Raw genomic sequence first — 21,178 nt, 5'->3', positions numbered from 1 at the left:
GATCAAGTTTGTGAAACTGTCCAGTAACAAATCGAACTGGACAGATCATGAGCCTCGACGACGCCCTCAAGAATGAAATCCGCGGACTGCTGAAGAAGGTCAAGGCAGCAACCCCGGATTACCAGGTGCGTCCGGCCCAGCACCAGATGATAGCCGCTGTCGCCAATACCCTTGCCCGGATTGGTGACCCCGATCAGAAAGCGATCCTGGTGTGCGAGGCCGGTACCGGAACAGGCAAGACCAATGGCTACCTGATACCCGCCCTGCCGATCGCGCGCGCGCTCAAGAAGAAGATCGTCATTTCTTCGGCCACCATCGCGCTGCAGGAGCAAATCGTCAACCGGGACCTGCCGGCGATCGCGTCCATCTACGACAAGAATCTCACCTACGCCATGGTTAAAGGACGGGGGCGCTACGCTTGTCGCAACCGGCTTGAGCTCGCGGCGGGCATGGCGCCGTTGGATGCAGCAGCAGAAGACGGCCTCTGGGATGAGCCGCCAAGCGCCGAAGACCTCGAGTTGCTGAGGGACATGGCGTCAAAACTCCGCAAGGGAACGTGGTCCGGCGATCGCGATGAATACGCCGATCCCATCCCCGAACGCCTTTGGGTACAAGCGCGCAACGATCACCACGCCTGTATCGGCCGGTCCTGTCCGAACATGGGGACATGTGCCTTCTACGTCGCCCGAGGCAAGGCAAAAACAGCCGACGTACTGGTGGCCAACCACGACCTCGTGCTGGCCAACCTGCGTGCCGAGCAAGGTTCAATCCTCGGGGATCCTGCCGACTGCATCTACATTGCAGATGAGGCGCACCACCTCGCTCCGAAGGGCATCGAGCAGTTTGCCGCCGAGCACCATGTTCTGGCGCCGAAGCGTTGGTTGCGACGGCTCGCCGCCACTGCGACCCGGGAAGCAGAGCAATTCGAGGACGCCGATCTTGGCCGCAACGTGGCGGAACATGCAACCAACCTTGAGCGCAGCCTCGATACCCTCGCGCACTTGCTCGAGCAGCTTCCGTCATTTGCCAAAGCGTCCCACGCCGACGTCGCTGACGGTGCGGTGCACCAGTTCCGCAATGGGACGCTGCCGGATCCGGTTGCAGAAGCAGGCCGATCTGTTGCGGGGTTTGCTAAATCCTTGTTCGAAGCGACGATACATTTGCACGAGCAACTCCTCGAGAACGCCCAGGGCAAGCCGGAGAGCGCCACCCGCCAACTCATGCTGTCTCAGCTTGGGCTGGCCTTGAGCCGAATCGAGACGATCAGCAATGTGTGGACGCTGATGCTGATGGATCGTCCCGCAAATGTCCCGCCTGTCGCCAAGTGGGTAGAGCTGGTGGCGCGCAAAGGCAAGATCGAGTTCGTGGTATCGGCTTCGCCGGTGAGCGCGGCAAAGGTGTTGTCGCGTCTGGTGTTTGACCGGTTCGCCGCCGTAATCATGACGTCGGCAACGCTGACCGCACTCGGCAATTTCGATCTTTTCAACATGAGGACCGGCCTCGGCGCTTACCGGGGGGTTGATTATCTGCAGCTACGCGCCAACTTCGACTATGCCAACCAGGCGCAGCTTGTGGTGCCGCAGCTCAAGAGCAATCCGAAGGATGCCGACGAGCATACGCGGGAGCTGGTCAGCATGCTTCCCGACCTGATCGATTCGACCAGCGGTGTTGGCACGCTCGTGCTGTTCTCCTCCAAGAAACAGATGCAGGAGGTACTGCGGGGGATGCCCGCTGCCCTGCAGCCAATGATCCTCGCACAGGACGAGACACCCAAGGCGCAGATCCTGCATGTGCACGCTGCCCGGATCAAGCAGGGGTGGTCATCGGTCATCTTCGGGTTGGCCAGCTTCGGCGAAGGCGTCGACCTGCCCGGCGCCCTGTGTCAGCACGTGATCATTGCGAAGCTGCCGTTTGCGCCCCCTGATAACCCGGTCGACCGCGCGCTTGCGGACTGGATCGAGTCCCGCGGCGGCAGGCCTTTCGACCAGGTCACCGTGCCGGAGGCGTCGGTAAAGCTTATCCAGAACGCTGGACGCCTGCTCAGGCGCGAAACCGATACCGGAAAAATCACCATTCTCGACAAGCGCATCGCGACTACGAGCTACGGCAAGAAGATGTTGAACGCGCTGCCTCCGTTCTCTCAATCCATATTTGGAAAAGCGGCTTGACGCCTGAGAGACTATACGCATACAAAAAGGAGTAAAACACCATGGACCAGAACCATCTCTACATCCAACGCATGGACGACCATTCGAAAGGCTACTCGGTGCGCGTCCCGAAGCCGGCCGGCGGACTGGTGTCGGCATATTTCAGTGACGCGGCCCACGGGTCGAAGGAAAACGCTGAGGCAAAGGCAATTGCGTTTCGCGATCGTGAGTACATGAAGATCTTCGGCGTGCCCGTCAGCTCCGGGCGCTACGTGAAGCGGATCCAGTCCAACAACAACACCGGCGAAGTGGGCGTCTACAAGATGACCCAGAAATACAAGCGCAAACTCAAGAACGGCGAAGTGCGTGAAGACGGGCGCGATTATTACGTGGCCGCCTGGTGCAGCGAGCCGGGCAAGATCGTGCGTCGCAAGTTCTCCGTGTCCAAGTACGGCGAAGAGGAAGCGCTGCGCCTGGCGTCTGAGTGCCGCCAGAAGGCGGTGGGAGACCTGCTCGGTCTGGCTGTCGACGACGTCAAGAAGATGGAGCGCAAGGTGAAGCGTGCGATCTCGTCCAAGTCGATCCCGTGTGCCGCCGCAGTGGAACCGGCGACCGTCATCGAGCTGCCTGAGGTGGTCGGGGTCGAGGTAGTGGCCGCCAGCAGTTTCCCTGCGGCTTGCCTCCCGGCATAATATCGCCCCCGATTGCAAAGCGTTCGACATCCATGCGCGCCCGATTCTTCGACCAGTTCAACCACATGACCATGATTCTTGGTCCTGACGATCCGCGCGCAACCGTTCGGATCGGTAAGGACTGTAAGGTCGAGGTCATGCGCGGTCTGGAGGGGGCGCTGTATTCGTTGGGGATCTTCGGCGGCAAGCCGCGGTTCCTCCTCAAATTCAACAAGACGCAGGCCGACGCGCTTAACGCCGCCTGGTTCCGCCGCTATCGAAGCACGCCAGACGCCATGATTTTGCCATTCGGCGGAGGTGGGATGGTACTGCGTACCCTGTTCGACTTAGCCGACCTTGAGCTCGTTGGGATGGACGACGAGCGGTTCGAAGAACTGGGCCAATTGACAGCCTATCTGGTCGAGCAGTTCCATGCCGCGACGGGCCGCTATAACGCCGACGACGAAATCGCGGCATAAATTCCCGGCCCCCTGCCCGCGCCGCGCACTCCACGAAGTCCGACTTACCAGTCGCTGAATTCCTCGCAGCGCAGTGATGCTTCCTCCCTTGCGTTTTCGATTGCCCGCCGCGCCTGCACGCGCTGCTGCTGTCTTTTGGCGTGCTCCGATGGAGACATCGGCGGAGCCGTCATCATGTCCTTGAGGTCGCTGACGCTGTTGTCGTGATCTTTTTGAAGACGTGAAGGCATGGAAGTGATCCTTAGTGTGTAACGGAATTTGAAGCTAGCGGCCCGGGAGTTGGGTCGTCGGAATTTGAACTCGCCGCGCGCAGCGCATAGAGTGTGCTCATCCGGTCGCGCAGGGTCACCCGCCGGCCGTCATCAAGGAGAACCGAATGCTTACCCCGTCCACAGGCACCACCAGGCACAAGCCTTTTGTGCGCCCGATCGGCCGCGATCTTGGCGCCGAGGGCAAACCCGGGAGTGTGATTGACGAATTCTTCGAAGCGCTCAAAGAGGGCGACTTCGACATGGCACGCCGCTTCATCTGGCGCGACCGGCGACTGACGATCGCCGAGGGGGTGGACGGATGGAACGCCCTGTTTTTTGCAGTTCACCACGATGACAGCGCCGCCGTGACCGAGCTGGTGCTGCTCGGGTGCGACATCAACCACCAGGCCGACGACGGCGCGACGCCGCTGATTCACGCGAGCCGGGTCGGTCATGTCGGCAGCGTGGCGGCCCTGTACCAGTTCGACTACCTGGACGTCGACGCCCAGACGGTGGACGGCATGACTGCCCTGACTTGTGCGCTGGGGCGCGGGTTTTCGCACATCGCGCGAATGCACCTCGACCGCCACGCCAGTGTCGTTCTCGGCGCCGGCGACACGACTCCGCTGGAGCTGGCTCGTTCGGTTGACAGCCTGCATCGTGATATTCTCGACCGTATCCAGGCGCGGTACCAGAAGCTTCACTAAGGGACTGCCCGTCACCGTTCTCAAGAAGGATATCGAAATGGCTTCAAGCGGAAAATCGTTGCTCGCGTTCGCTGCAGGACTGGCGGCATCCATGCCCCACCCGGAAAACCGTACCGCGCAAAGCGCCGGACCGCTCATCAGCGGCGACGAGGCGGCGAAGTTGCTCGGCGTGCCAAAACTCGCAATGGGGCAGCTGGTGTTCGAAGGAAAGCTCAACATGCCGCAGTTCGATCAGTTTTCCGAGTCTCAGGTCCGCGCGTTGATCGGCAACCCATGCCTGTCGCGCCTGTCCTAGCGCCGCTTTGCCGGTTCACGAGAGAGCAAGGTGTCCAGCGTGCGCAGCCGTGCAAGCCCGTGATTGGCGATCACCTTTGCTGCGACCTCTGCTGGTAACGCCGCGACACACGCTTCACACAATGGACCTGCTTCCTTTAGCAGCCCCTCTTCAGGCAGGGGCTCCAGCCCGTCGCCGGCCGAAATCGGCACCGTCATCTCGCACAAGGTAAGTACGTCCCAGGCGTCGGTACCCAGGCGGGGCTGGCCAGTCGTCAGATGGGTGCTGGAGGTGCGGTATTTGATCTCCGCCGACGCACTTCCGCCGTATTTTGCTGTCCGCCAACCAATCACGTTCACTGTATTCGGGTCGATCACCTCCGGTGTCAGCCGGCGCCGGCTCTCGGCGATCGCGGCGGACGCCTCCTGATTGAGGGCAGTGACGGCAATCGGCCCGCTGGAGAAGTAACCGTGCGTCGTCTCCCCGGTGGGGTAAGCCACGTCTATCCCGTACTCCTGCACGGTCACGCGCGCCGCCCATAGATAGAGGGATACGAAATCGATCGTTTCCTTTGCTGACGGGGGGGCATGACCGGCGTCCGGATGAATGATCAACTCCTCGATGTCCTTGTCCTTGTGCGTCTTGGCGGTCAAGAAGACCTTGCCGGAATGCGCGTGCAGGAGGATACGGGTGGTTTTCCGGCCGTCTTTGATGACCTGCACGTGCAGGACCGTCGACTTGGCCGGGCGCCCCTCAATGAAGCAGCGGGTCAGGTCCTTGTGCGACACGTAGGTGTCGACGGCTGGCTGCTGCTCTTCCCACTGCTCGATCGTGCGGAGGATGCCTTCGGGCGGTACGTAAGTTTCATTCTTTGCCATTGTTCACCTGTCGGGAGGCCCTCTCCGGATCTTTCACATCGCATTGCGCTTCTTCCGCGGGGGTACCAAGGTCGCGGTGGAACACGAATTTGTTCTTGCCCGTCCGTTTGGCGGCATACATGGCTTCATCGGCTTTGCGCAGCAGTGTCTCCGGTGTAAGCGCGTCGTCGGGGTACAGGGCGATGCCGATACTGGCGCCCACCCTGACGGCGCCGCTGTCGAGCGTGACGGGCTCCATCATCCTTTCGAGGATCTTGGTGGCGATGACCGTTGCGCCGTTCCCGCCGTCGACGTTGTCGAGCAAGATCGCGAACTCGTCGCCGGCGAGGCGAGAAACAGTGTCGGAGGCGCGCACGCCGCGCTTCAGGCGGGTGGCAATCTCGATCAGCAGCGTGTCGCCCGCGTGGTGGCCATACGTGTCGTTGACTGCCTTGAAGCCATCGAGGTCCAGGAACATGAGCGCACAGGTGCTGCCACTGCGTTTGGATTGGGCCACGGTATGCGCGACGACGCTATTGAACATCGCGCGGTTGGCCAGCCCGGTCAGGGGGTCATGGTTTGCCTGATGGCTCATCATGGCCAACTGGGTCTTGTGTTTGCTGATGTCGTGCAAGCTGACCAGGAAGTTCGACGGTCGACCTGCCGTGTCCACCAAGGGCGTGATTACGCATTCGACGGGAACGGTTTCCTGCTCGCCGCGGAATTCGAGCAGCTCCCCCATCCACGTATTGCCATAGAACACCGTCTTCCATAGCGTGCGAAAGAACTCCTTGCGATGGCCGTCGGGCCGCAGAAAGCGTGGAGTGTTGCCGACCAACTCGGTTTCGGGCACGCCCGCAAAGCGCTCGTAAGCGCGATTGATCCATACCACCTTTGCGCCTTTGTCGATGATGAGCATCGGGTTTGCCGCGTGGGTGAGCGCATGGGCGAGGAAGAAGCTTTTTTCTTGTTTATCCATTGATTTCCCGGATGGGGGAAACGGAAGTGGTCGCAGGCCTGCCGTTGACGGCAGCGGCTTTAGACGCGCGCCACACCTCGAGCATGACAGCGATGACGATCGGACCGAGGAACAGCCCGAGCAGTCCGAAGGTATTGACGCCGCCGATAATGCCCACCATGACCCAAAAGAAAGGAATTTTTGTCGTACCGCCAATCAGTGCTGGCCTGGCGATACTGTCGAATACGCCGAGGACCACCAAACCCCACACGAGCAGTCCGGCTGCCGCGATGGAGCTGTTGTCGATGGCGACGAAGGCACAGAGTCCGACGTGGAGCAGTATCGAGATCCCCGGGAGCACCGTGGCGGCGCCGATGATGGTGGCGATCAATAACGGTGACGGCAGGCCGACGAGCCAGTATGACGCCCCGAGCAGGACGCCTTCCACAATGCCGAGCAGCACCATGCCGTTCATGACCGCGTGCGTGGCGCTATTCGTGCACGCCACATAGGTGCTCCACTGCCGGCCGATGTACAGGTTGCCGATCCGCTGGATCTCGGAGGCGACCAGCTCGCCGTCACGGTAGAGGAAAAACAGGGTGAACAACGTGATCAGGAACGTCGTTACCCCGTCCGCCGCGCGCAGCCCAATATTGGCGACCGCGCCAAGGTAGGCGTCGAGCTGCAGCCGCTCAATCACTGCAATGAGGCCATCCGGACGCCCAAGCGTGTGCGTCCACTGTTCGGTAATCCAGCTGCCCACGATCGGCAATTCGGCCAGAAACTCGGGCGGCTGGAATCCGCCGCCTGCGCTCAGCCTCGCCGCGTAACCCGTCACCGCCGGCGCCACGTCTGCCAGCGCCACGGCCGCGTACGCGATGGGCAGGACCAGGGCGACGGCCATCATGCACGTGAATGCGGCAGCCAGCGCGTTGCGGCTGCTCGCCCGGAACAGGTGGCAGAAACGTTTGAAGATCGGCCAGGACGAGATGGCGATCACGGCCGCCCAAGCCATTGGGGCTAACATGCCGCGCGCGACCCACAGCGCCAGGCCAATGGCGAAGATCAGGAAGGCGTATCGAATTACTGCGGGGGACAAGATTCAGCCTCCTCATTGCATTGATTCAGCACGTAGGCGTTCACCCGGCGCGAGCCGCCCGGCTTTTTGTCGCAGACCTTGATTTCGCCTTCAGCCTTCAGTGTGCTGAGGTAGGAGTACAGGTTGTCCATAGTCAGCGACGGCATCTGCAGCGCGCGCTTGATGTCCAGCGCTGTCACTGGTTCGTCGGACTTCGCAATGATCTGCAGGATTCGATCGCGGATCGTGTCGACGACCATGCCGTCACGTACGACGCTCCCCTGCTTGCGCCGGCGCTGCATCTCAGGGGTGAGCTTGAAGGCATCGACGCGTTCACGGTTGCCCTGTTTCACCGGACTCGGGTTCGGGATCGATCCCTTGAGCATGATGGGCTGGGCGGCCTGCGCGCATCGGTTGCATACCCGGCGTACCGTATAGGCCGACACAGACGGATAATCCTTCTGGACGGCTGCCGTGATGTCCATGACGCTTGTGTAGGCCTTTTTTTCGCGCAACACCGTAATGATTGCCCCGGCAATGCCACGCGCGTTCGCCCGGATGCCGGCTTCCGTCAACTCGTCCGCCTGCGAGGCGGCAACAGAAGGATTTTCGTGATGCAGGACGTCACGGAAAATCGACTTTACCTTCGTGCGGACCCGCGCCCTGGCTTGCTTGTCCAGGCTGTGGTAGGCGCTGCACAGCTCCGGGCCCACCCAAAGCGCCAGCAGGCCGGATGCCGAAGGCGTCCGGTGAGCGTCCTGTATCACTGACACCGCGGCATCTCCTGCCGGGTCGACGAATTCATTCTGCATCGGAGGACTGTTTCGACGCCGCGATCACCTCCTTCGGCAGCACGAAGGTCGGGTTGTACTGTCCGGCCGGGCGCGGCGTCAGTACCGACGACTTCGCCCGGCGAGGCCCGCTTGCCCCGCTGTTCTGAATCCCATCGCCGAATTGAGCTGGCGCGCGGCTGACCGGGGTGCTCCCGGCATACTGTTCAACGCCGTCCGGGGCAGTCGTTCCCGCTTGGGCCAGGTCTTCGCGCTTGAGGAAGGCAAGAACCGCTTTTTTCCCGACCAGTTGGACGCCGTTCTTCTCCGCGTACTTCACCGCGCGCTTACCGAATCCACCAACGGTGACATACAGAGCGCCGGTCGCCTTTTCGACCTTTGCCGCCTTGGCCAGTGCTTCCACTTCGGGTTCATGGATCTCATAGACCTGATAGTCGGAGAAGCGCACGGCGATTCTGGCGTCGCCGCGCTCTGCAAGCACGTCTACCACGGAGTTGCGTTTGGACGGCTTGCTGATGCGGTACCCGTCTTGCTCGAGCGACTCCACGACGAGCGAGCCGAACCGGTCGCGCTTCATGCCGAAATACTCGTCTGTGCCGTCGTCACCACCGAGCGCGCCGTTGCGCTGGGCTTCCTTCACCGCTGAGAACGCTGTCATCAGCATGAATGTGGACGTGAAGGCAGCATTGATGATGTTGACGACCGCGTTCTTGTGAAGGATGTCGTCGAGCATTCGCATGAACGCACCGTCTTCCGGCGCTGCCAGGCTGATCTGGGGATAGTAGAACGTGAAAAAAAGGTAACTCATGGCCGCCAGCGTCATCCCGATCCACCATGGAACCTTGGCCGAAAACGCGGCGAAGCGCCGCAGGTAGGTGTGGAATTTGAGAAGCTCTTGTTCGGCGTTGGATTTTCTCGTTGTGTTTGCCATGAGGATGTTCGAATGCGGTTGCGGCGTGACGCGAACGTTTCGTCGCCTGGTGCCTGACTATAGCGAAAATCCTTGCACAGATGACCCACCTAATCCTGCCCTTTCGGGCACCTTACGGGTTTTTTAGTGACATCGGCACAAGTGACGGGCGGCCGCTCGTAATTGGAACGCGGGGGAGCATATTGGTAAAACGAGTGGTATGGACACCACCTGGACAAACCACTTCGAGGCGGCGCGTATCGCGTCGGGCCGCAAACACCACTGGGCGCTGCCCACGCAGATCAAGCGGGCACCGACTTGCGCACTCGCCGAGACATCGCTGGTTGACGTCTACCGCTCCGGCGTGTCGACAGTCACCGACCTACGGGGATTCATGATGGCGCGCGTGCCGGTTGGCGTCACTGCCGTCCATATCGCCTGCAATAAGGGATCGGTGGAGAGAAAAGCCCTAAGCCCAGCCGTGCGCAAGCTGGCGGCCGAGTATCTCGACCAAGGCGGAAAGCTGTTCGTCGATTCCGGCGCTGTCGGCGCCTTCAGAAACGGCGTGCACATCGATTTCGCGCAGGACGTTTTTCCGGTGTACCGCGAGTTGGTCGCGAGCACCCGCAACCCGCAAAACCTGTTGCTGGTGATGCCCGACGTGCTGGGTGATCAGGAGGCGTCGTTGGCGCTTCAGGAGCGCTTCAGCGACGAGATTCGAGGATTCCTTACTGCAGGCGCTCAGGTCATGATGCCGATTCAACGCGGCCCCCTGCTTCCCTCCCAAGTGTTCGAGCGTCAAGTTGACATGCTGGGCACCGACGCCTTCGCAGTGGGCGTGCCCAGCATCCCATCATCTGAGGCGGCAATGACCAGCGACGAACTGGACGATCTGATGCTCCGCCATCCAAAGCATGTCCATCTGCTCGGCGTGGCCGGGAACGCCAAAGCCTTTGGCGAGCGGTATGGGCTGATACGCGGCTGTTCTGGTCATACGCTGATTACCTGCGACGCCTGCCGATTGCTCGCGCATGTTGGACACGGGCGCCGACTGACCGACCGCTGCCATAACCGTGCGGAAGATATCGCCCTGTACGCGGCAAACGACCTGACCGGGGACAACCCCCTCATCCCCTTCGCCGTTTATAAGGGGTGCGTCGCCGAGGAGCCGGGCTTCCTGACCGAGAGCGAAGTGCGGAAAGTCGCGATGCTCATCAACCTGGACGCCGAGGCAACGGAAGCGTGGGTGCTGGCGGCAAAGCACGGGTCGTTATTGGACGAGTACGCCAAGCTTGACCCTGACGAGGAGTGGCTCGATGACGTGCTCACGCCGGTTTTGTTTCAGGCCCTGTACTTGCCAAAGATGAAATCGCTCGTGTTCCCTGCGGCGCGTTCCTCGGAGATCGCGAAGCTCACCCGTGAAGGCGTGCTGTAACCGGTACCGCACGGCGTTAATCTTCGTCGATGTCCGGCAGGAGGCGCTTGGCCAGAAAGAACGCCAGCCAGGCCAGTCCAAGCGACGAAATCCAGAACGTGAAGGACTGGATCTCGCCCAACAGGACGAAAAGCACGATGATCCCGGCCATGTAAATGAAGAAAACCACGGTCATCCGGTGACTCTCACGCTCGGCGCGCAGTTTCCCCTTCAGCCTCTCTTTTTCGTAATCCATGTGCTTTCCCTGCATGTGGAGTGCGTATTTTATGCGGTCTTTCCCGCCGTCCCCATCCGCGCGCTGCCTAGCGAGTGGTTTGCTGGTCACGGAGCTCCTAATTTGCTTGCCGGATTTGCGAAGGTAAGCTGAAGCTATGAACGCAAACCATTCCCCCCTGCCTGCGCAGCTGGACCTGTTCTCTGAAGTGCTCCACTCGTACTCTGCTGAGAACCGCGGCACGCTGGCTAATGAAGAATTGTATCGCCGCATCGGCGAGCGGATCGGGTTGTCCGAAGAGGCGTTGAAGGAACGGGTGCCGATTGGCCGCGCGCAGCAGCCGCATAACCTGATCACAAGGCGCGTGCGGTGGATACAGCAATCGCTCAAGCACTCGGGCATCCTGGAGCGCGTGGAAGGCGAACGGGGCGTGTGGCGGCTCACCCAGCCAGTCGCTGAGGACCTGCACAAGATCAACTCCGGGGTCGCGGTCGTCGGATTTTCGACCGAACTGGGGATCGCCATTCTCGGCAGTTGTGAGACCGTGTTCTCGGCGATCGATGCGCCGATCACGTTGTGCCTGACATCGCCGCCGTATTGTCTTGCCAAGCCGCGCAAGTATGGCAATCCGCCCGAATCTGAGTACGTTGACTGGGTGTGTCGGTGTCTGGAACCTGTCGTTCGCAACCTCGTCGACGGCGGCAGCATTGCCCTGAATATCAGTCAAGATGTCTTTGTAAGCGGTACGCCTGCACGCTCCATGTATATCGAACGGCTCATGCTCGCGCTCCACGATCGGCTCGGTCTCCAATTGATGGACCGCCTCGTGTGGCACAACCCGGCCCGCCCGCCGGGGCCGATACAGTGGGCGAGCATTCACCGCTATCAACTCAACCAGTCGTGGGAGCCGGTGCTGTGGTTGAGCAATAACCCGTCCAAGGTAAAGTCGGACAACCGGCGCGTACTTCAGGCGCACACCGAACGGCATCTGAAACTCATTAAGCAAGGCGGCGAGCTGCGGGAAGGGAATTACTCGGACGGCGCTTACCGGCGCGCGCCGGGCGCATTTGGCAACGAGACGCCGGGACGCATTCCGCGCAATGTGCTGAGCTTCGGGCATACATGTGCCGACCAGAGAGAGTACAAGCGCCAGGCGCGTGCGGCGGGGCTAACTCCTCACGGCGCTCCCATGCCGCTGAGCCTCGCGTCGTTCCTTGTCGAGTTCCTTACTGAACCGGGAGACGTCGTTGCAGATCCGTTTGCAGGGTCGTTCACCTCGCTTGTCGCCGCCGAACGTCTTGGCCGGCGCTGGATGGGCACGGAGGTGATGGTGGAGTACCTGCTAGGTGCGGCCAGTCGTTTCACAGATGCCAAGGGCTTTGAGATGGCGCTGGCAGCGTGAACGGGCGACAACAGCGAGTACTCCGGATTAGCAGTAGTTCGAAGGCCGTGCGGTAAAATTCCGCATCAACAGAGGAAATCATGACAGACAAAGACGCACAGGGTACCGCGACGAACTTATCAACGCTGTTTGTCGCCGGCATTGTCGCGCTCGCCGTGCTTGCGGTTATTTCGATGGTCGGTGTGTTTGTTTACGCGCCCTATTACAGCTTCGCGCAAATTCAGCAGGCCGCGGAGGGCAACGACCAGCAGCGGTTCGAGGAATATGTGGACGTGGCGGCAATTCGCGCCTCGCTGAAAGAAGAGCTCAAGGAGGCAATGTCCGCGCAGATCGGGACAGCCGAGGCGATCACGCCCGAGATGCTCAACCTGATCGCCGACCAATATGTGGCGCCGATGCTCGAGCAAGCCATCACGGCGCCCAATATCATGCGGCTGCTGACTGGAGCGATCCCCTTCCACGGCACGCGCCGCACGGCCCACGCGGCTGAGGTGCTGACCGGGAAGGAGTCGGGGCCAGTCATCGAAAAGGGCTACGACGGGTTCAATCGCTTCGTGGTTCGCGCCAAAGAAGCGAGCGGTTCGGCAGAAGTGCTGTTCATCCTGGTGCGTGATGGACTCGGGTGGCAACTGGACGAAGTCCGAATCCCGTCCCTCCTGAAGGAGCTCCAGCAGCAATCCATGCCAGCAAACGCGGGCGCGGCCACGGGAGTTGCGGCACCACCGAAGTGAGCGCGGCAGGCTCAAAGGCAAGGCGGAATCTCCATGCCGCCTTTTTTATTTGCGGTAATTTGAAATCGGGCCGGCAAATAAATACCATTTTTGACGTAAGGGTTTTGCCTTATGTCATTAAATCAATTAAATTGCTGCTACGAAATATCCACTGATTGTGACCCCGATGCTGCTGCCCCAATCCACCATCCCCTTCGCTATTGAGAAGATGGGGATCGACGAGGTTTCGACTATGTTTCGGTCCATGCTTTCGCATGTCGAGGCACGGTTCGGACACAAAGCCGTCTCCGATCTCATTCGCGATGTCGTCGCGGAGAACCTGAGACATCATCCCGACGACTTTCACGGGATCGTGGAATGTGTCTTCGAGATTTGCCGTGCTCGCGACGCCTATACTGCGCAACATCAGAAGCGCGTAAGCCATATTGCACGGGGGATCGGGGAGCGGCTGGCATTGCCCGCCCATGACATCATCGGCATCACGCTTGCCGCAGCGGTGCACGACCTCGGGAAGATCCGCGTTCCCCACGAAATCCTGTCCAAGCCGAGCGCGATCACGGCCGCTGAACGCATGCTGCTGCAGGAACATGCGGCCTTGGGACATGACCTGATGGCGCCGATCAAGTTTCCCTGGCCAGTCGCCAAGGTGGCGTTACAGCACCACGAGAAAATTGACGGGACCGGCTACCCCAACAATCTGAAGGGCGACGACATCCTGCTCGAATCGCGGATCGTTGCCGTGGCCGACGCCGTCGAGGCCATCGGGAGTCACCGCCCGTACCGGCCCAGTCTGGGAATTGACTTTGCGCTCGAGGAGGCAGCTCGGCTATCCGGAAGCGCATTTGACCCCATCGTCGTGAAGGCATGCACGGCCTGGTGCAACGACAATCGGGACTTTCTGACCTAACCGTTCAAGACCGGCGAGCACGCATTACCGTGCTCGTAGCGCCTCCTCACGACTGCAGCGAACCGAATACAGTGCCCCATTGGGCTTGCTGCACCTTCATCCCCGCATCATTCATCAGAATGGCAGCTTGTCGCTGCCCAATGGCATGTGCGGCACCTCGAGCTGCAGGCGCTCCACCGCCCATTTGGCTGGATAAGGCGTAATTGCTTCCCGGCCACGCTCGCGGTCGCTTTTCCACATGCTCATGTTCATGCTGAAAATGGCTGCAATGTTGTGGCAGAGGTGGTTCCATGCGCCAGGTCCGTGCGGCGCGACGAGCCGGACCGCGACGCCGTCCTCGGCCACCGGCGCCTGCTGCCCCGCCGGCGGATACCACGGGTGGATCGGGTGCCAGAAGACGAAGGCGCGGAGATAGCAGGCAAAGTAATGGGAATACTTCAGCCCACGAAATACGGGGGCCAGCCAGCAGTAGTCGATGAATACCGTGATCCCACTGAGTTCTTCACTGGCGGTGCAGTCTCCAACGGTGCGAAACAGAAGCAGACCATCCGGGCGCATTTTGCGGCGCTCGGGGCGTGTCCAGAAGGCCAGGACGCGGGTGTTCGGAAAGGTGTTCGCCCGGATCTGGTCGGCAGCTTCGAGATCCCCCTCGAACTCGATGGCGGCTATCGACTTCGCTGCGCTCCAGTCGGCAGGATCCACTTCTGCGTGCGTCGGGTGATCAGGGCCGGTGGGATAGGTGAACGCAAAGCCGATGAGGTCACGGCGAGAGTGCTGGTCGGGACACACCCACGGACCGGCCGGGAGAAAGGTCTCCATATATTCCTGCTTCGCCCGTTGCGGGCGGCCGGAAAATCGAAGAATGCTTGCTGTCATCAGGTGTTGCCTTTGCTGCTTCGTCGTTCCTGCAATATGCGGTTCATCGTGCCCATCATAGGGCATGAACTTGCGCGCGTCGAATACTGTTAGAGGGGTCGGGCAGGAATTCGATTTCGCGGTATCGGGGGTTTAGCATGAAATGCATACCAACCAAACACATGAATGCGCCATGACAAACCCTCGGGTCATTCGCCACCTGCTGCGGCACCCAGGCAAGCTGATGCAATTTGAAGCATCGGGCAGGCTGCCTCGCACCTTCACCCCGACGTCACCGTTGATCGAGTTGCTGGAGGCGCTCTCGCCGCGCGAGCGTGCCGCAATACGTGGCGTGACGCTCTGTCATGCATTGGGCTACGCGGGCGGCTTCACGTTCGCTACCGCGGAGCAGCTTCTGCGGTACCTGCGTCCAGCAGACGAGATGATCGAGGGAGAGTGCTGGCCTGCAGAGTCGCGTCGGTTAAAGCAGTTTCGCGGCCCCTTGAAGCTACAAGTACTGCTTGAGGCTAGTGCCTCCCATCCGGAAGGCCTGCTGCAGAAGTACCCTCGCCTCTAATCTCGCTGCTCGGATGTGCGGCCAGCTCCTGCCGGCCGCGACTGGCGTTTAAAACTCTTCCCACTCCGACATGACGGGCGTGCCGTTGCCGACCATGCGAGCCCGAGGCTCAGCGCGTGGCGCGGCTAGAGGCACGCGGCGGGCAGTGGCGACGCGTGCGACCGCTGCAGGTGCGGTCCGTGCGGGCACGGTGAGAGCCGGACGCGCCGCCGGTTGTGCAGTAGCAACGGATCCGTGCATGCGGAAGGCTTCAACTGTTGTGGCAAGGCGCTGGGCCTGCGTTCGAAGCGACTCTGCCGCTGCCGACGCTTCTTCCACTAGGGATGCATTTTGCTGCGTGGTGCTGTCCATATCTTCGATCGCTCGGTTCACCTGTTCGATGCCGGCGCTCTGCTCACGGCTGGCAGATGCCAGTTCACCCATCAACGCGGACACACGACGCACGCTTGCCACTACTTCATCAATCGTTGCGCCGGCCTCCTGCACCAGCGTGCTGCCTGCGGCCACCTCACTGACCGAATTGTCGATCAATGCCTTGATCTCTCTTGCCGCCGCCGAGGAGCGTTGGGCTAGAGCGCGGACCTCCGATGCGACAACCGCGAATCCCCGTCCCTGTTCGCCTGCGCGCGCTGCTTCGACCGCTGCATTAAGCGCCAGGATATTGGTCTGGAAGGCGATGCCGTCGATGACACTGATGATCCCCGCAATCTCGCTGGCCGACTGGTTGATCGATCCCATACGCTGGACAACCTGCGACACTACCTCGCCGCCTCTTTCCGCGATCTGCGTTGCGTCGGTAGCGACCAGGTTCGCCTGTTGCGCTGTTTCTGCGCTGGTTCGGACAGTAGCGGTGATTTCCTGCATCGAGGACGCGGTTTCCTCGAGCGAGCCCGCCTGCTGCTCGGTGCGATGGGACAAGTCCTGGTTTCCTGCTGCAATCTGCGTCGACGCCGTCGCAATGGTGTCGCTCGTGAAACGGATCTCCCCCAGGATGCGAATGAGGTTGGCGTTCATCGTCTGAAGCGAGATCATGAGGCGTCCGGTTTCGGTTTGATCGCCCGGGTCAGCTACCATCTGACCGGTCAGGTCTCCACCGGAGATGCGCTCCGCAATGGCAATGGCGGCATCGATTGGACGGACGATCGAACGCGTGATAGCCACGCCGATAATAAGAAGCACCGCGGCGGCAACGATGGTGAACGCCACCAGTTTGATATGCGCAGCCGAGATGGTCGCGGCGCTGTCGTCTTTGATGGTCCGTTGGTTCGCCTCAATCGCTTCACTGAGCGCCGCCATTTCGGTTTCGACCGCTTTGAAGCGTTTGAGGAAATCCGGGAGCTGCGCCTCGGCGGCTTTCATATCCGATCCCGCAAGCGAGACGATCGCCTTTGCCGACTCGATGTAGCTTGTAACTGCCGGAGACACAGCGTCGACCTTCGCCTTCACAACCTGGTCGTTTGAGTGTTCCTTGGCTTCAGCCAGCGCGTCCTGCAGCTCTTTGGCGTGTTCGGCGAGATCCGCCTTGATCCCTGCTTGCGCTGCCGTGTCCGCGCGATACCCTGCAACGAAGGCCGCAAGCACATCGCCCCTTAACGCGTCGTGATGCATGTCTGAACTAAGTTGATCGGCGTGGGCAGCAGCGCTCTGCTCCATTTCCTGAATCGTTGCTTCAAGCTCGGATGAGGTCACATAGGCCTCCGTTCCAAGAATGCCGACTAGCCCGAGTCCAGTCATGCAAAGCGCAACGAGCTTCGCTTTAATCGTCAGTTGTAAAGCCATGTTTACCTTTCGTTTTTGTTTTTAGTGGAATCGTGAAGCGCTTACCCCGTTGCAAGTTATGTGCCAAATTGCAACAGTCTGTAAGGGGTTTACAGCGAGTCGCGCATTCAGCAATACCAAGTGGAGAAGAAAAACCCCTCGAATTCGAGGGGCTGTCTGTGAGGTCAGAACTCTTCCCAGCCATCGTTGGCTGGCGCCACTGGGACGCCGTTTGCTACCCTGCGTAACGGACGAACGACCGGGGCGCTGCGCTGCTTCAACACCGGCGGGGCAAGCGGCGCCGCGTTGACCGGCGCTTCCACCTGGTGGGCGATATCGTCGGTGCCTGTTCGGAATACGCGCACGGTTTGCTGCAGCTTTAAGGCCTGGTCGCGCAAGGAGTCGGCAGCCGCGGCAGCTTCCTCAACGAGTGCTGCGTTTTGCTGCGTCACCTGGTCCATTTGCTCGACCGCCAGATTCACCTGTCCGATGCCATCGCTCTGCTCGCGGCTTGCCGCCGTGATCTCGGCAATGATGTCGGTGACCTTTCTCACACTTGCCACCACTTCATCCATCGTTGCACCGGCCTGCTCGACGAGCGCGCTGCCTGCCGCCACTTCATCGACCGAAGCAGAAATGAGCTGCTTGATTTCCTTGGCTGCTGTGGCCGAACGTTGCGCGAGGTTGCGCACCTCGGATGCCACCACTGCAAACCCCCGCCCTTGCTCGCCGGCGCGTGCTGCTTCAACCGCTGCGTTCAGCGCAAGGATATTGGTTTGGAAGGCGATGCCGTCAATCACGCCGATGATGTCGGCGATTTGGCGTGCAGACTGGTTGATCGCACCCATACGGTCAACCACCTGTGCAACCACTTCGCCACCGCGCGTGGCGACCTCCGAGGCTTGTGCTGCCAGCGTGTTTGCTTCCTTGGCATGTTCTGCGTTTTGCTTCACCGTCGAGGTCAATTCCTGCATGGACGACGCGGTCTCTTCGAGCGAACTTGCCTGATGCTCCGTGCGGCTGGAAAGGTCGAGGTTGCCGGATGCAATCTGGCATGAGGCCGTGGCGATTGTATCCGTGGCGCGGTGCACTTCGCTCACGGTTTGCAGCAACGCCGAGTTCATGTCCTTCAACGCCTGCATAAGTTGCCCGGTTTCGTCCCGCGACTCAACGTGAATGTCGGTCGTAAGGTCGCCGTCGGCCACGCGTCGCGCCAGCTCAACGGCTTTTTTCATTTGGGAAGTGATGCTGTGGGCGACGAACCACGCGAGCGCCGCGCCGATCGCGACTGCAAGCAGCGACATGAACAGCGTCACGTTGCGGGCAAAGGCGTTTGCCTCCGCTGCGTCCGTGTTTGCGCCTGCCGCTTTACTGGTGATCGTCGAGATCAGTTCTTCGATCAAATCCATGATCTTTTTCTGCAACGGCTGCACTTCATTGATCGTCATCGCGATCGCGGCCTCCGTTTCAAAGGCCTTGGACAAGGCGGCTGCCTTCTTTTGCGCTTCGATCGCGTTGTTGCGGGCCGCCGTGATTTTGTCCAGCAACGCCTTTTCGTCCGGGGTTGCCATGGACGAGATTTTGTCGAAGAGCACGCCGTACTGTGCTCGCGCCTCCGCCAGCTTCTGATTCTCGGCGCCAATCGCCACCGGATCGGTCAGGAGCGCGATGTTGCGGCCGTGTACGATCGCGACCATGATGACCTGGCGCAGGTTGTAGAGGGTGTCGACCTTGACGTCCGTGACTTTAACGTTGTGATCGAAATTACGCTGTATTTTTGCCATGCTGCCGATGTTGAGCACAGCCATGATGGCGACAAGGGCCAGGACGATGCCAAACCCGATGGCAAGTCGGGTTCCGATTCTAAGGTTTTGGAACTTCATTTTGCGCTCCGTCTATTTGAGGGCCGCGGCGGCGCGTGACCTGGCCGCGACCCGGCACGCCTGATTACTTGTAGATGCCTACACCGACTAGGGTGTCGTCATCGATCTTTTCAACATACGTGGACTTCGGCTCAACGACCTTCTGCGGGTTGGGCCACTTGTAGTCGAACCAGCCGCCGCCCTTCTTCGCGGTGTCGATCAGCCCGCGGACGATGTACTTGCCGTCGGCGTCCTGAATGTCGTACAGATTGCGGCCGACCAGCTTTGCGTTCGCGCCGTGTGCCTTGTTGTTGCCCTTCATGTCGTAAGCCATCACGTACAGATCGCGATCGACAAACTGGCCCTTCGGGTCGCTGAACTCCGCAAACGCTTTTTCCTTTCCGTTCGCCTTGGCGTAAGCGACGGCCTTCTTCACCATTGCCGTTGCTTCTGCAGCGGTGCCCTTCTCCGCCGCCACTGCCATACCGCTAAATGCCACGGTTCCAAACACCATCAAGCTTGCAATCATTTTTTTCATTGTTATTTCCCCATGCTGGTTATTTGATAGTGGCCTGCGCCACCTCTGGTACTACAACTACGGTCCGGCGGTTTAAGCCGCCAGGCGTTCGTGTCCCGTAAGCGTGTCAGCGCCGACCAACTCGGCGACGTCAACGAGAATCAGCAACCGCGATTCAAGCGACGCCACGCCGACCAGGTAGGCAGAATCGACGGCAGTGCCGAGCTCCGGCGGATCCTTGATCTGTGCATCCGACATCGAGATGACATCGGACACGCCATCAACAACGATGCCGACCGTGCGGCCTGCGATCATGAGGATGATGACGACGGTAAACTGGTCGTACGTCGGCTCGCTGATGCCGAATTTGATACGGAGGTCGATGATCGGCACGATCGTGCCGCGAAGATTGATCACGCCCTTCAGATGTTCAGGGGCGTTCGCGATGCGGGTAACGGCGTCGTAGCCGCGGATTTCGCCGACCTTCTCGATCGGCAGGGCGTATTCTTCCCTGCCAAGCCGGAAGGCCAGATACTCGGATGTGCGCAAACCTTCTTCTGTATTCGCTGGTGATGCTGTTGTCATAGCCGGTGCAGTGCTCATTGAATCGTTTGACGGTGCGCCGTCCTATTCAAACGGCGCTCATGGCTCACACCGAAAATCCTACGCATCACTCCGAGATATTCAAATTCCGAACTTCGGGTTGGGGAGCGTTCATCATTCAACAAACGCTTCAGATCCCAGCATGGGCGATCGCATTTAAGCACGGCGATATGCAAGGCAAAACAGTCCTTTTGCGCCCAAAAGGGAAACTCTTGCGTTTTCCCTGCGACAACCGTTTGCCCTTTTCAAGGATTGAAAAAGCACTGCAGCGCCAGTGCTTGTTGCGGTGCCGTTTTCTTAACTGCTGGACGGTTATTCTCAGATTTGGTGGTCGCCTGATCTGGATCAACGAAAATGCAAACGGTTGGCAAGCCGAAGGTATGAGCGGGGGAGCGTGGATGACGGCGAGATTCATAATGAGCGCAAGACGACGAGCTTTACGCCCCATGAGCCAGGACCTGCGCTTTTACTCCGACTACTACGAGGATTACCTTTCCGCCGAGCAGATGAAGACCGCGTTGCGGCTCTACTTCCGATGGTGCGAAAAGAACGCTGCGCGTCCTCAGGACTTCAAGCAATTGACGTTACGGGCGTTGGCGGGCAACTCACACCTGGTGAGCCATGTTACCTACCACGCCAGAATTGAAGGGTTTTCGATGTGAGCTTACTGCGGGGGCTTGCCTTCGCGGGCGAGCTTTGCGCCGATGACGTAGTGGATCACCTTACGGGGCGTTGGCGAGTCGTCGCGGGTAAGGATAAGGCGAAGCTGCTTATTGCTGGGGAAGTAGGTCAGCGTTCCGTCAAATTTCGTGTTGAACGCCTGGTAGTTGCAACCGTTGACGCGCACCTTGAGGCTGAAGTCGTTGGCCGACATCGTCGGCTTGTATTCCCCCACGAACGAGCAGTTATTCTCGGAGCTGGCGCCCACGACACGGCGCCGCTCGTCGATCACCAGTGACAATTCGATGTTGTTGTTGACGTGCGCGGTCGACCCGCCTGCGGCAGCTTGATAGACAGCCGTTCCAGTCCAGGAGCCGAGCAGGATCTCGCCGGCCGGGTTCGCGATGGCGACAGCCGGCAAGGCGCAAGCAAGAACAACCGCAATTTTCGACTTCAATAACACTGCATGACCTCGGTTTTGATGGGGCGGCGTGCGTATTACAGCATTTCGGTCCCGCCAGTTCCATTTTCTCA

The 21,178-nt window shown here is 60.2% G+C and carries 24 protein-coding genes; 11 read left to right on the top strand and 13 right to left on the bottom strand.

Annotated elements, in window-relative coordinates; all coding sequences use genetic code 11:
* Positions 1 to 47 precede the first annotated feature (47 nt).
* Genes dinG through AC3WOY_RS28560 form a run of 3 tightly spaced genes read left to right on the top strand, consistent with a single transcriptional unit; the run spans position 48 to position 3,297 of the window.
* Positions 48 to 2,168 carry an ATP-dependent DNA helicase DinG gene (dinG, locus tag AC3WOY_RS28570; RefSeq protein ID WP_492429941.1) on the top strand — a complete coding sequence of 707 codons (2,121 nt, stop codon included), beginning with the start codon at positions 48 to 50 and terminating at the stop codon, positions 2,166 to 2,168.
* A 41-nt stretch (positions 2,169 to 2,209) separates the two neighbouring features.
* Positions 2,210 to 2,839 carry an AP2/ERF family transcription factor gene (locus tag AC3WOY_RS28565; protein WP_492429940.1) on the top strand — a complete coding sequence of 210 codons (630 nt, stop codon included), beginning with the start codon at positions 2,210 to 2,212 and terminating at the stop codon, positions 2,837 to 2,839.
* A gap of 32 nt (positions 2,840 to 2,871) precedes the next feature.
* A complete protein-coding gene (locus AC3WOY_RS28560; RefSeq protein ID WP_492429939.1) occupies positions 2,872 to 3,297 on the top strand; it encodes a hypothetical protein in 426 nt (141 codons plus the stop codon).
* A 44-nt stretch (positions 3,298 to 3,341) separates the two neighbouring features.
* Here AC3WOY_RS28560 and AC3WOY_RS28555 read toward each other — a convergent pair whose 3' ends face one another.
* A complete protein-coding gene (locus AC3WOY_RS28555) occupies positions 3,342 to 3,527 on the bottom strand; it encodes a hypothetical protein (protein ID WP_492429938.1) in 186 nt (61 codons plus the stop codon).
* A 146-nt stretch (positions 3,528 to 3,673) separates the two neighbouring features.
* On the opposite strand from AC3WOY_RS28555, the gene AC3WOY_RS28550 reads away from it, so the two are divergent.
* Complete coding sequence (locus AC3WOY_RS28550) at positions 3,674 to 4,255, top strand: ankyrin repeat domain-containing protein (RefSeq protein WP_492429937.1); 582 nt, start codon at positions 3,674 to 3,676, stop codon at positions 4,253 to 4,255.
* Between the two features lie 37 nt (positions 4,256 to 4,292).
* The gene (locus AC3WOY_RS28545) at positions 4,293 to 4,550 is read left to right on the top strand and encodes a hypothetical protein (RefSeq protein WP_492429936.1); all 258 of its coding nucleotides are present in this window, start codon (positions 4,293 to 4,295) and stop codon (positions 4,548 to 4,550) included.
* Here the strand turns inward: AC3WOY_RS28545 and AC3WOY_RS28540 are convergent.
* The 5 genes from AC3WOY_RS28540 to AC3WOY_RS28520 are packed head-to-tail and all read right to left on the bottom strand — an operon-like array spanning position 4,547 to position 9,144.
* Entirely contained in the window at positions 4,547 to 5,407 is an 861-nt protein-coding gene (locus tag AC3WOY_RS28540; protein ID WP_492429935.1) for a hypothetical protein, read from the bottom strand. The two genes, AC3WOY_RS28545 and AC3WOY_RS28540, sit on opposite strands and share 4 nt — an antisense overlap.
* On the bottom strand, positions 5,394 to 6,365 hold the full coding sequence (locus tag AC3WOY_RS28535) for a diguanylate cyclase domain-containing protein (protein ID WP_492429934.1): 972 nt from the start codon (positions 6,363 to 6,365) through the stop codon (positions 5,394 to 5,396). The genes AC3WOY_RS28540 and AC3WOY_RS28535 overlap by 14 nt, the downstream gene beginning before the upstream one ends.
* Entirely contained in the window at positions 6,358 to 7,443 is a 1,086-nt protein-coding gene (locus tag AC3WOY_RS28530; protein ID WP_492429933.1) for an AI-2E family transporter, read from the bottom strand. The genes AC3WOY_RS28535 and AC3WOY_RS28530 overlap by 8 nt, the downstream gene beginning before the upstream one ends.
* Positions 7,428 to 8,234 (bottom strand): hypothetical protein, encoded by an 807-nt coding sequence (locus tag AC3WOY_RS28525; protein WP_492429932.1) that lies wholly within the window; start codon positions 8,232 to 8,234, stop codon positions 7,428 to 7,430. Before AC3WOY_RS28525 ends, AC3WOY_RS28530 begins: the two co-directional genes overlap by 16 nt.
* Positions 8,224 to 9,144 (bottom strand): restriction endonuclease, encoded by a 921-nt coding sequence (locus AC3WOY_RS28520; protein WP_492429931.1) that lies wholly within the window; start codon positions 9,142 to 9,144, stop codon positions 8,224 to 8,226. The genes AC3WOY_RS28525 and AC3WOY_RS28520 overlap by 11 nt, the downstream gene beginning before the upstream one ends.
* Before the next feature lie 199 nt (positions 9,145 to 9,343).
* Here AC3WOY_RS28520 and AC3WOY_RS28515 point away from each other — a divergent pair, with 199 nt between their 5' ends.
* The gene (locus tag AC3WOY_RS28515; RefSeq protein WP_492429930.1) at positions 9,344 to 10,558 is read left to right on the top strand and encodes a hypothetical protein; all 1,215 of its coding nucleotides are present in this window, start codon (positions 9,344 to 9,346) and stop codon (positions 10,556 to 10,558) included.
* 16 nt (positions 10,559 to 10,574) lie between these two features.
* Here AC3WOY_RS28515 and AC3WOY_RS28510 read toward each other — a convergent pair whose 3' ends face one another.
* Positions 10,575 to 10,793 carry a hypothetical protein gene (locus tag AC3WOY_RS28510; protein WP_492429929.1) on the bottom strand — a complete coding sequence of 73 codons (219 nt, stop codon included), beginning with the start codon at positions 10,791 to 10,793 and terminating at the stop codon, positions 10,575 to 10,577.
* Positions 10,794 to 10,929: 136 nt separating this feature from the next.
* On the opposite strand from AC3WOY_RS28510, the gene AC3WOY_RS28505 reads away from it, so the two are divergent.
* The 3 genes from AC3WOY_RS28505 (at position 10,930) to AC3WOY_RS28495 (ending at position 13,812) form a co-directional block, all read left to right on the top strand.
* Positions 10,930 to 12,174 (top strand): DNA methyltransferase, encoded by a 1,245-nt coding sequence (locus AC3WOY_RS28505; protein ID WP_492429928.1) that lies wholly within the window; start codon positions 10,930 to 10,932, stop codon positions 12,172 to 12,174.
* Between the two features lie 80 nt (positions 12,175 to 12,254).
* Positions 12,255 to 12,905: a DUF2939 domain-containing protein gene (locus AC3WOY_RS28500; protein WP_492429926.1), complete on the top strand. Its 651-nt coding sequence runs from the start codon at positions 12,255 to 12,257 to the stop codon at positions 12,903 to 12,905.
* 166 nt (positions 12,906 to 13,071) lie between these two features.
* Positions 13,072 to 13,812: an HD-GYP domain-containing protein gene (locus AC3WOY_RS28495; protein ID WP_492429924.1), complete on the top strand. Its 741-nt coding sequence runs from the start codon at positions 13,072 to 13,074 to the stop codon at positions 13,810 to 13,812.
* 114 nt (positions 13,813 to 13,926) lie between these two features.
* Here the strand turns inward: AC3WOY_RS28495 and AC3WOY_RS28490 are convergent, their stop codons facing one another.
* Positions 13,927 to 14,688 (bottom strand): hypothetical protein, encoded by a 762-nt coding sequence (locus tag AC3WOY_RS28490; RefSeq protein ID WP_492429922.1) that lies wholly within the window; start codon positions 14,686 to 14,688, stop codon positions 13,927 to 13,929.
* 172 nt (positions 14,689 to 14,860) lie between these two features.
* Between AC3WOY_RS28490 and AC3WOY_RS28485 the strand changes: the two genes are divergently transcribed.
* Positions 14,861 to 15,244, top strand: a complete 384-nt coding sequence (locus AC3WOY_RS28485) for a hypothetical protein (RefSeq protein ID WP_492429920.1) — start codon at positions 14,861 to 14,863, stop codon at positions 15,242 to 15,244.
* A gap of 48 nt (positions 15,245 to 15,292) precedes the next feature.
* Here the strand turns inward: AC3WOY_RS28485 and AC3WOY_RS28480 are convergent, their stop codons facing one another.
* From AC3WOY_RS28480 to AC3WOY_RS28465, 4 genes are all read right to left on the bottom strand, one after another.
* A complete protein-coding gene (locus tag AC3WOY_RS28480) occupies positions 15,293 to 17,023 on the bottom strand; it encodes a methyl-accepting chemotaxis protein (RefSeq protein WP_492429918.1) in 1,731 nt (576 codons plus the stop codon).
* 164 nt (positions 17,024 to 17,187) lie between these two features.
* The gene (locus AC3WOY_RS28475) at positions 17,188 to 18,885 is read right to left on the bottom strand and encodes a methyl-accepting chemotaxis protein (protein WP_492429916.1); all 1,698 of its coding nucleotides are present in this window, start codon (positions 18,883 to 18,885) and stop codon (positions 17,188 to 17,190) included.
* A 64-nt stretch (positions 18,886 to 18,949) separates the two neighbouring features.
* Complete coding sequence (locus AC3WOY_RS28470) at positions 18,950 to 19,402, bottom strand: cache domain-containing protein (protein ID WP_492429914.1); 453 nt, start codon at positions 19,400 to 19,402, stop codon at positions 18,950 to 18,952.
* Between the two features lie 72 nt (positions 19,403 to 19,474).
* Positions 19,475 to 19,966, bottom strand: coding sequence for a chemotaxis protein CheW (locus AC3WOY_RS28465; RefSeq protein WP_492429912.1), 492 nt, complete (start codon positions 19,964 to 19,966; stop codon positions 19,475 to 19,477).
* A gap of 17 nt (positions 19,967 to 19,983) precedes the next feature.
* Between AC3WOY_RS28465 and AC3WOY_RS28460 the strand changes: the two genes are divergently transcribed.
* The gene (locus AC3WOY_RS28460) at positions 19,984 to 20,646 is read left to right on the top strand and encodes a hypothetical protein (protein WP_492429910.1); all 663 of its coding nucleotides are present in this window, start codon (positions 19,984 to 19,986) and stop codon (positions 20,644 to 20,646) included.
* 2 nt (positions 20,647 to 20,648) lie between these two features.
* Here AC3WOY_RS28460 and AC3WOY_RS28455 read toward each other — a convergent pair whose 3' ends face one another.
* Positions 20,649 to 21,101 carry a hypothetical protein gene (locus AC3WOY_RS28455; protein ID WP_492429908.1) on the bottom strand — a complete coding sequence of 151 codons (453 nt, stop codon included), beginning with the start codon at positions 21,099 to 21,101 and terminating at the stop codon, positions 20,649 to 20,651.
* Between the last annotated feature and the right edge of the window lie 77 nt (positions 21,102 to 21,178).

Source organism: Noviherbaspirillum sp. FW303-A3 (assembly GCF_058788695.1).
Note: the sequence above shows the minus strand (reverse complement) of the source record. Positions and strands in the feature narration are given on the sequence as shown.

Coding starts and splice junctions, on each gene's coding strand:
- AC3WOY_RS28485 (WP_492429920.1), top strand. CDS start 14,861: ATGACAAACCCTCGGGTCATTCGCCACCTGCTGCGGCACCCAGGCAAG.
- AC3WOY_RS28535 (WP_492429934.1), bottom strand. CDS start 6,365: ATGGATAAACAAGAAAAAAGCTTCTTCCTCGCCCATGCGCTCACCCAC.
- AC3WOY_RS28500 (WP_492429926.1), top strand. CDS start 12,255: ATGACAGACAAAGACGCACAGGGTACCGCGACGAACTTATCAACGCTG.
- AC3WOY_RS28555 (WP_492429938.1), bottom strand. CDS start 3,527: ATGCCTTCACGTCTTCAAAAAGATCACGACAACAGCGTCAGCGACCTC.
- AC3WOY_RS28505 (WP_492429928.1), top strand. CDS start 10,930: ATGAACGCAAACCATTCCCCCCTGCCTGCGCAGCTGGACCTGTTCTCT.
- AC3WOY_RS28525 (WP_492429932.1), bottom strand. CDS start 8,234: ATGCAGAATGAATTCGTCGACCCGGCAGGAGATGCCGCGGTGTCAGTG.
- AC3WOY_RS28540 (WP_492429935.1), bottom strand. CDS start 5,407: ATGGCAAAGAATGAAACTTACGTACCGCCCGAAGGCATCCTCCGCACG.
- AC3WOY_RS28465 (WP_492429912.1), bottom strand. CDS start 19,966: ATGACAACAGCATCACCAGCGAATACAGAAGAAGGTTTGCGCACATCC.
- AC3WOY_RS28545 (WP_492429936.1), top strand. CDS start 4,293: ATGGCTTCAAGCGGAAAATCGTTGCTCGCGTTCGCTGCAGGACTGGCG.
- AC3WOY_RS28550 (WP_492429937.1), top strand. CDS start 3,674: ATGCTTACCCCGTCCACAGGCACCACCAGGCACAAGCCTTTTGTGCGC.
- AC3WOY_RS28475 (WP_492429916.1), bottom strand. CDS start 18,885: ATGAAGTTCCAAAACCTTAGAATCGGAACCCGACTTGCCATCGGGTTT.
- AC3WOY_RS28515 (WP_492429930.1), top strand. CDS start 9,344: ATGGACACCACCTGGACAAACCACTTCGAGGCGGCGCGTATCGCGTCG.
- AC3WOY_RS28470 (WP_492429914.1), bottom strand. CDS start 19,402: ATGAAAAAAATGATTGCAAGCTTGATGGTGTTTGGAACCGTGGCATTT.
- AC3WOY_RS28495 (WP_492429924.1), top strand. CDS start 13,072: ATGCTGCTGCCCCAATCCACCATCCCCTTCGCTATTGAGAAGATGGGG.
- AC3WOY_RS28490 (WP_492429922.1), bottom strand. CDS start 14,688: ATGACAGCAAGCATTCTTCGATTTTCCGGCCGCCCGCAACGGGCGAAG.
- AC3WOY_RS28560 (WP_492429939.1), top strand. CDS start 2,872: ATGCGCGCCCGATTCTTCGACCAGTTCAACCACATGACCATGATTCTT.
- AC3WOY_RS28480 (WP_492429918.1), bottom strand. CDS start 17,023: ATGGCTTTACAACTGACGATTAAAGCGAAGCTCGTTGCGCTTTGCATG.
- AC3WOY_RS28510 (WP_492429929.1), bottom strand. CDS start 10,793: ATGGATTACGAAAAAGAGAGGCTGAAGGGGAAACTGCGCGCCGAGCGT.
- AC3WOY_RS28520 (WP_492429931.1), bottom strand. CDS start 9,144: ATGGCAAACACAACGAGAAAATCCAACGCCGAACAAGAGCTTCTCAAA.
- AC3WOY_RS28565 (WP_492429940.1), top strand. CDS start 2,210: ATGGACCAGAACCATCTCTACATCCAACGCATGGACGACCATTCGAAA.
- dinG (WP_492429941.1), top strand. CDS start 48: ATGAGCCTCGACGACGCCCTCAAGAATGAAATCCGCGGACTGCTGAAG.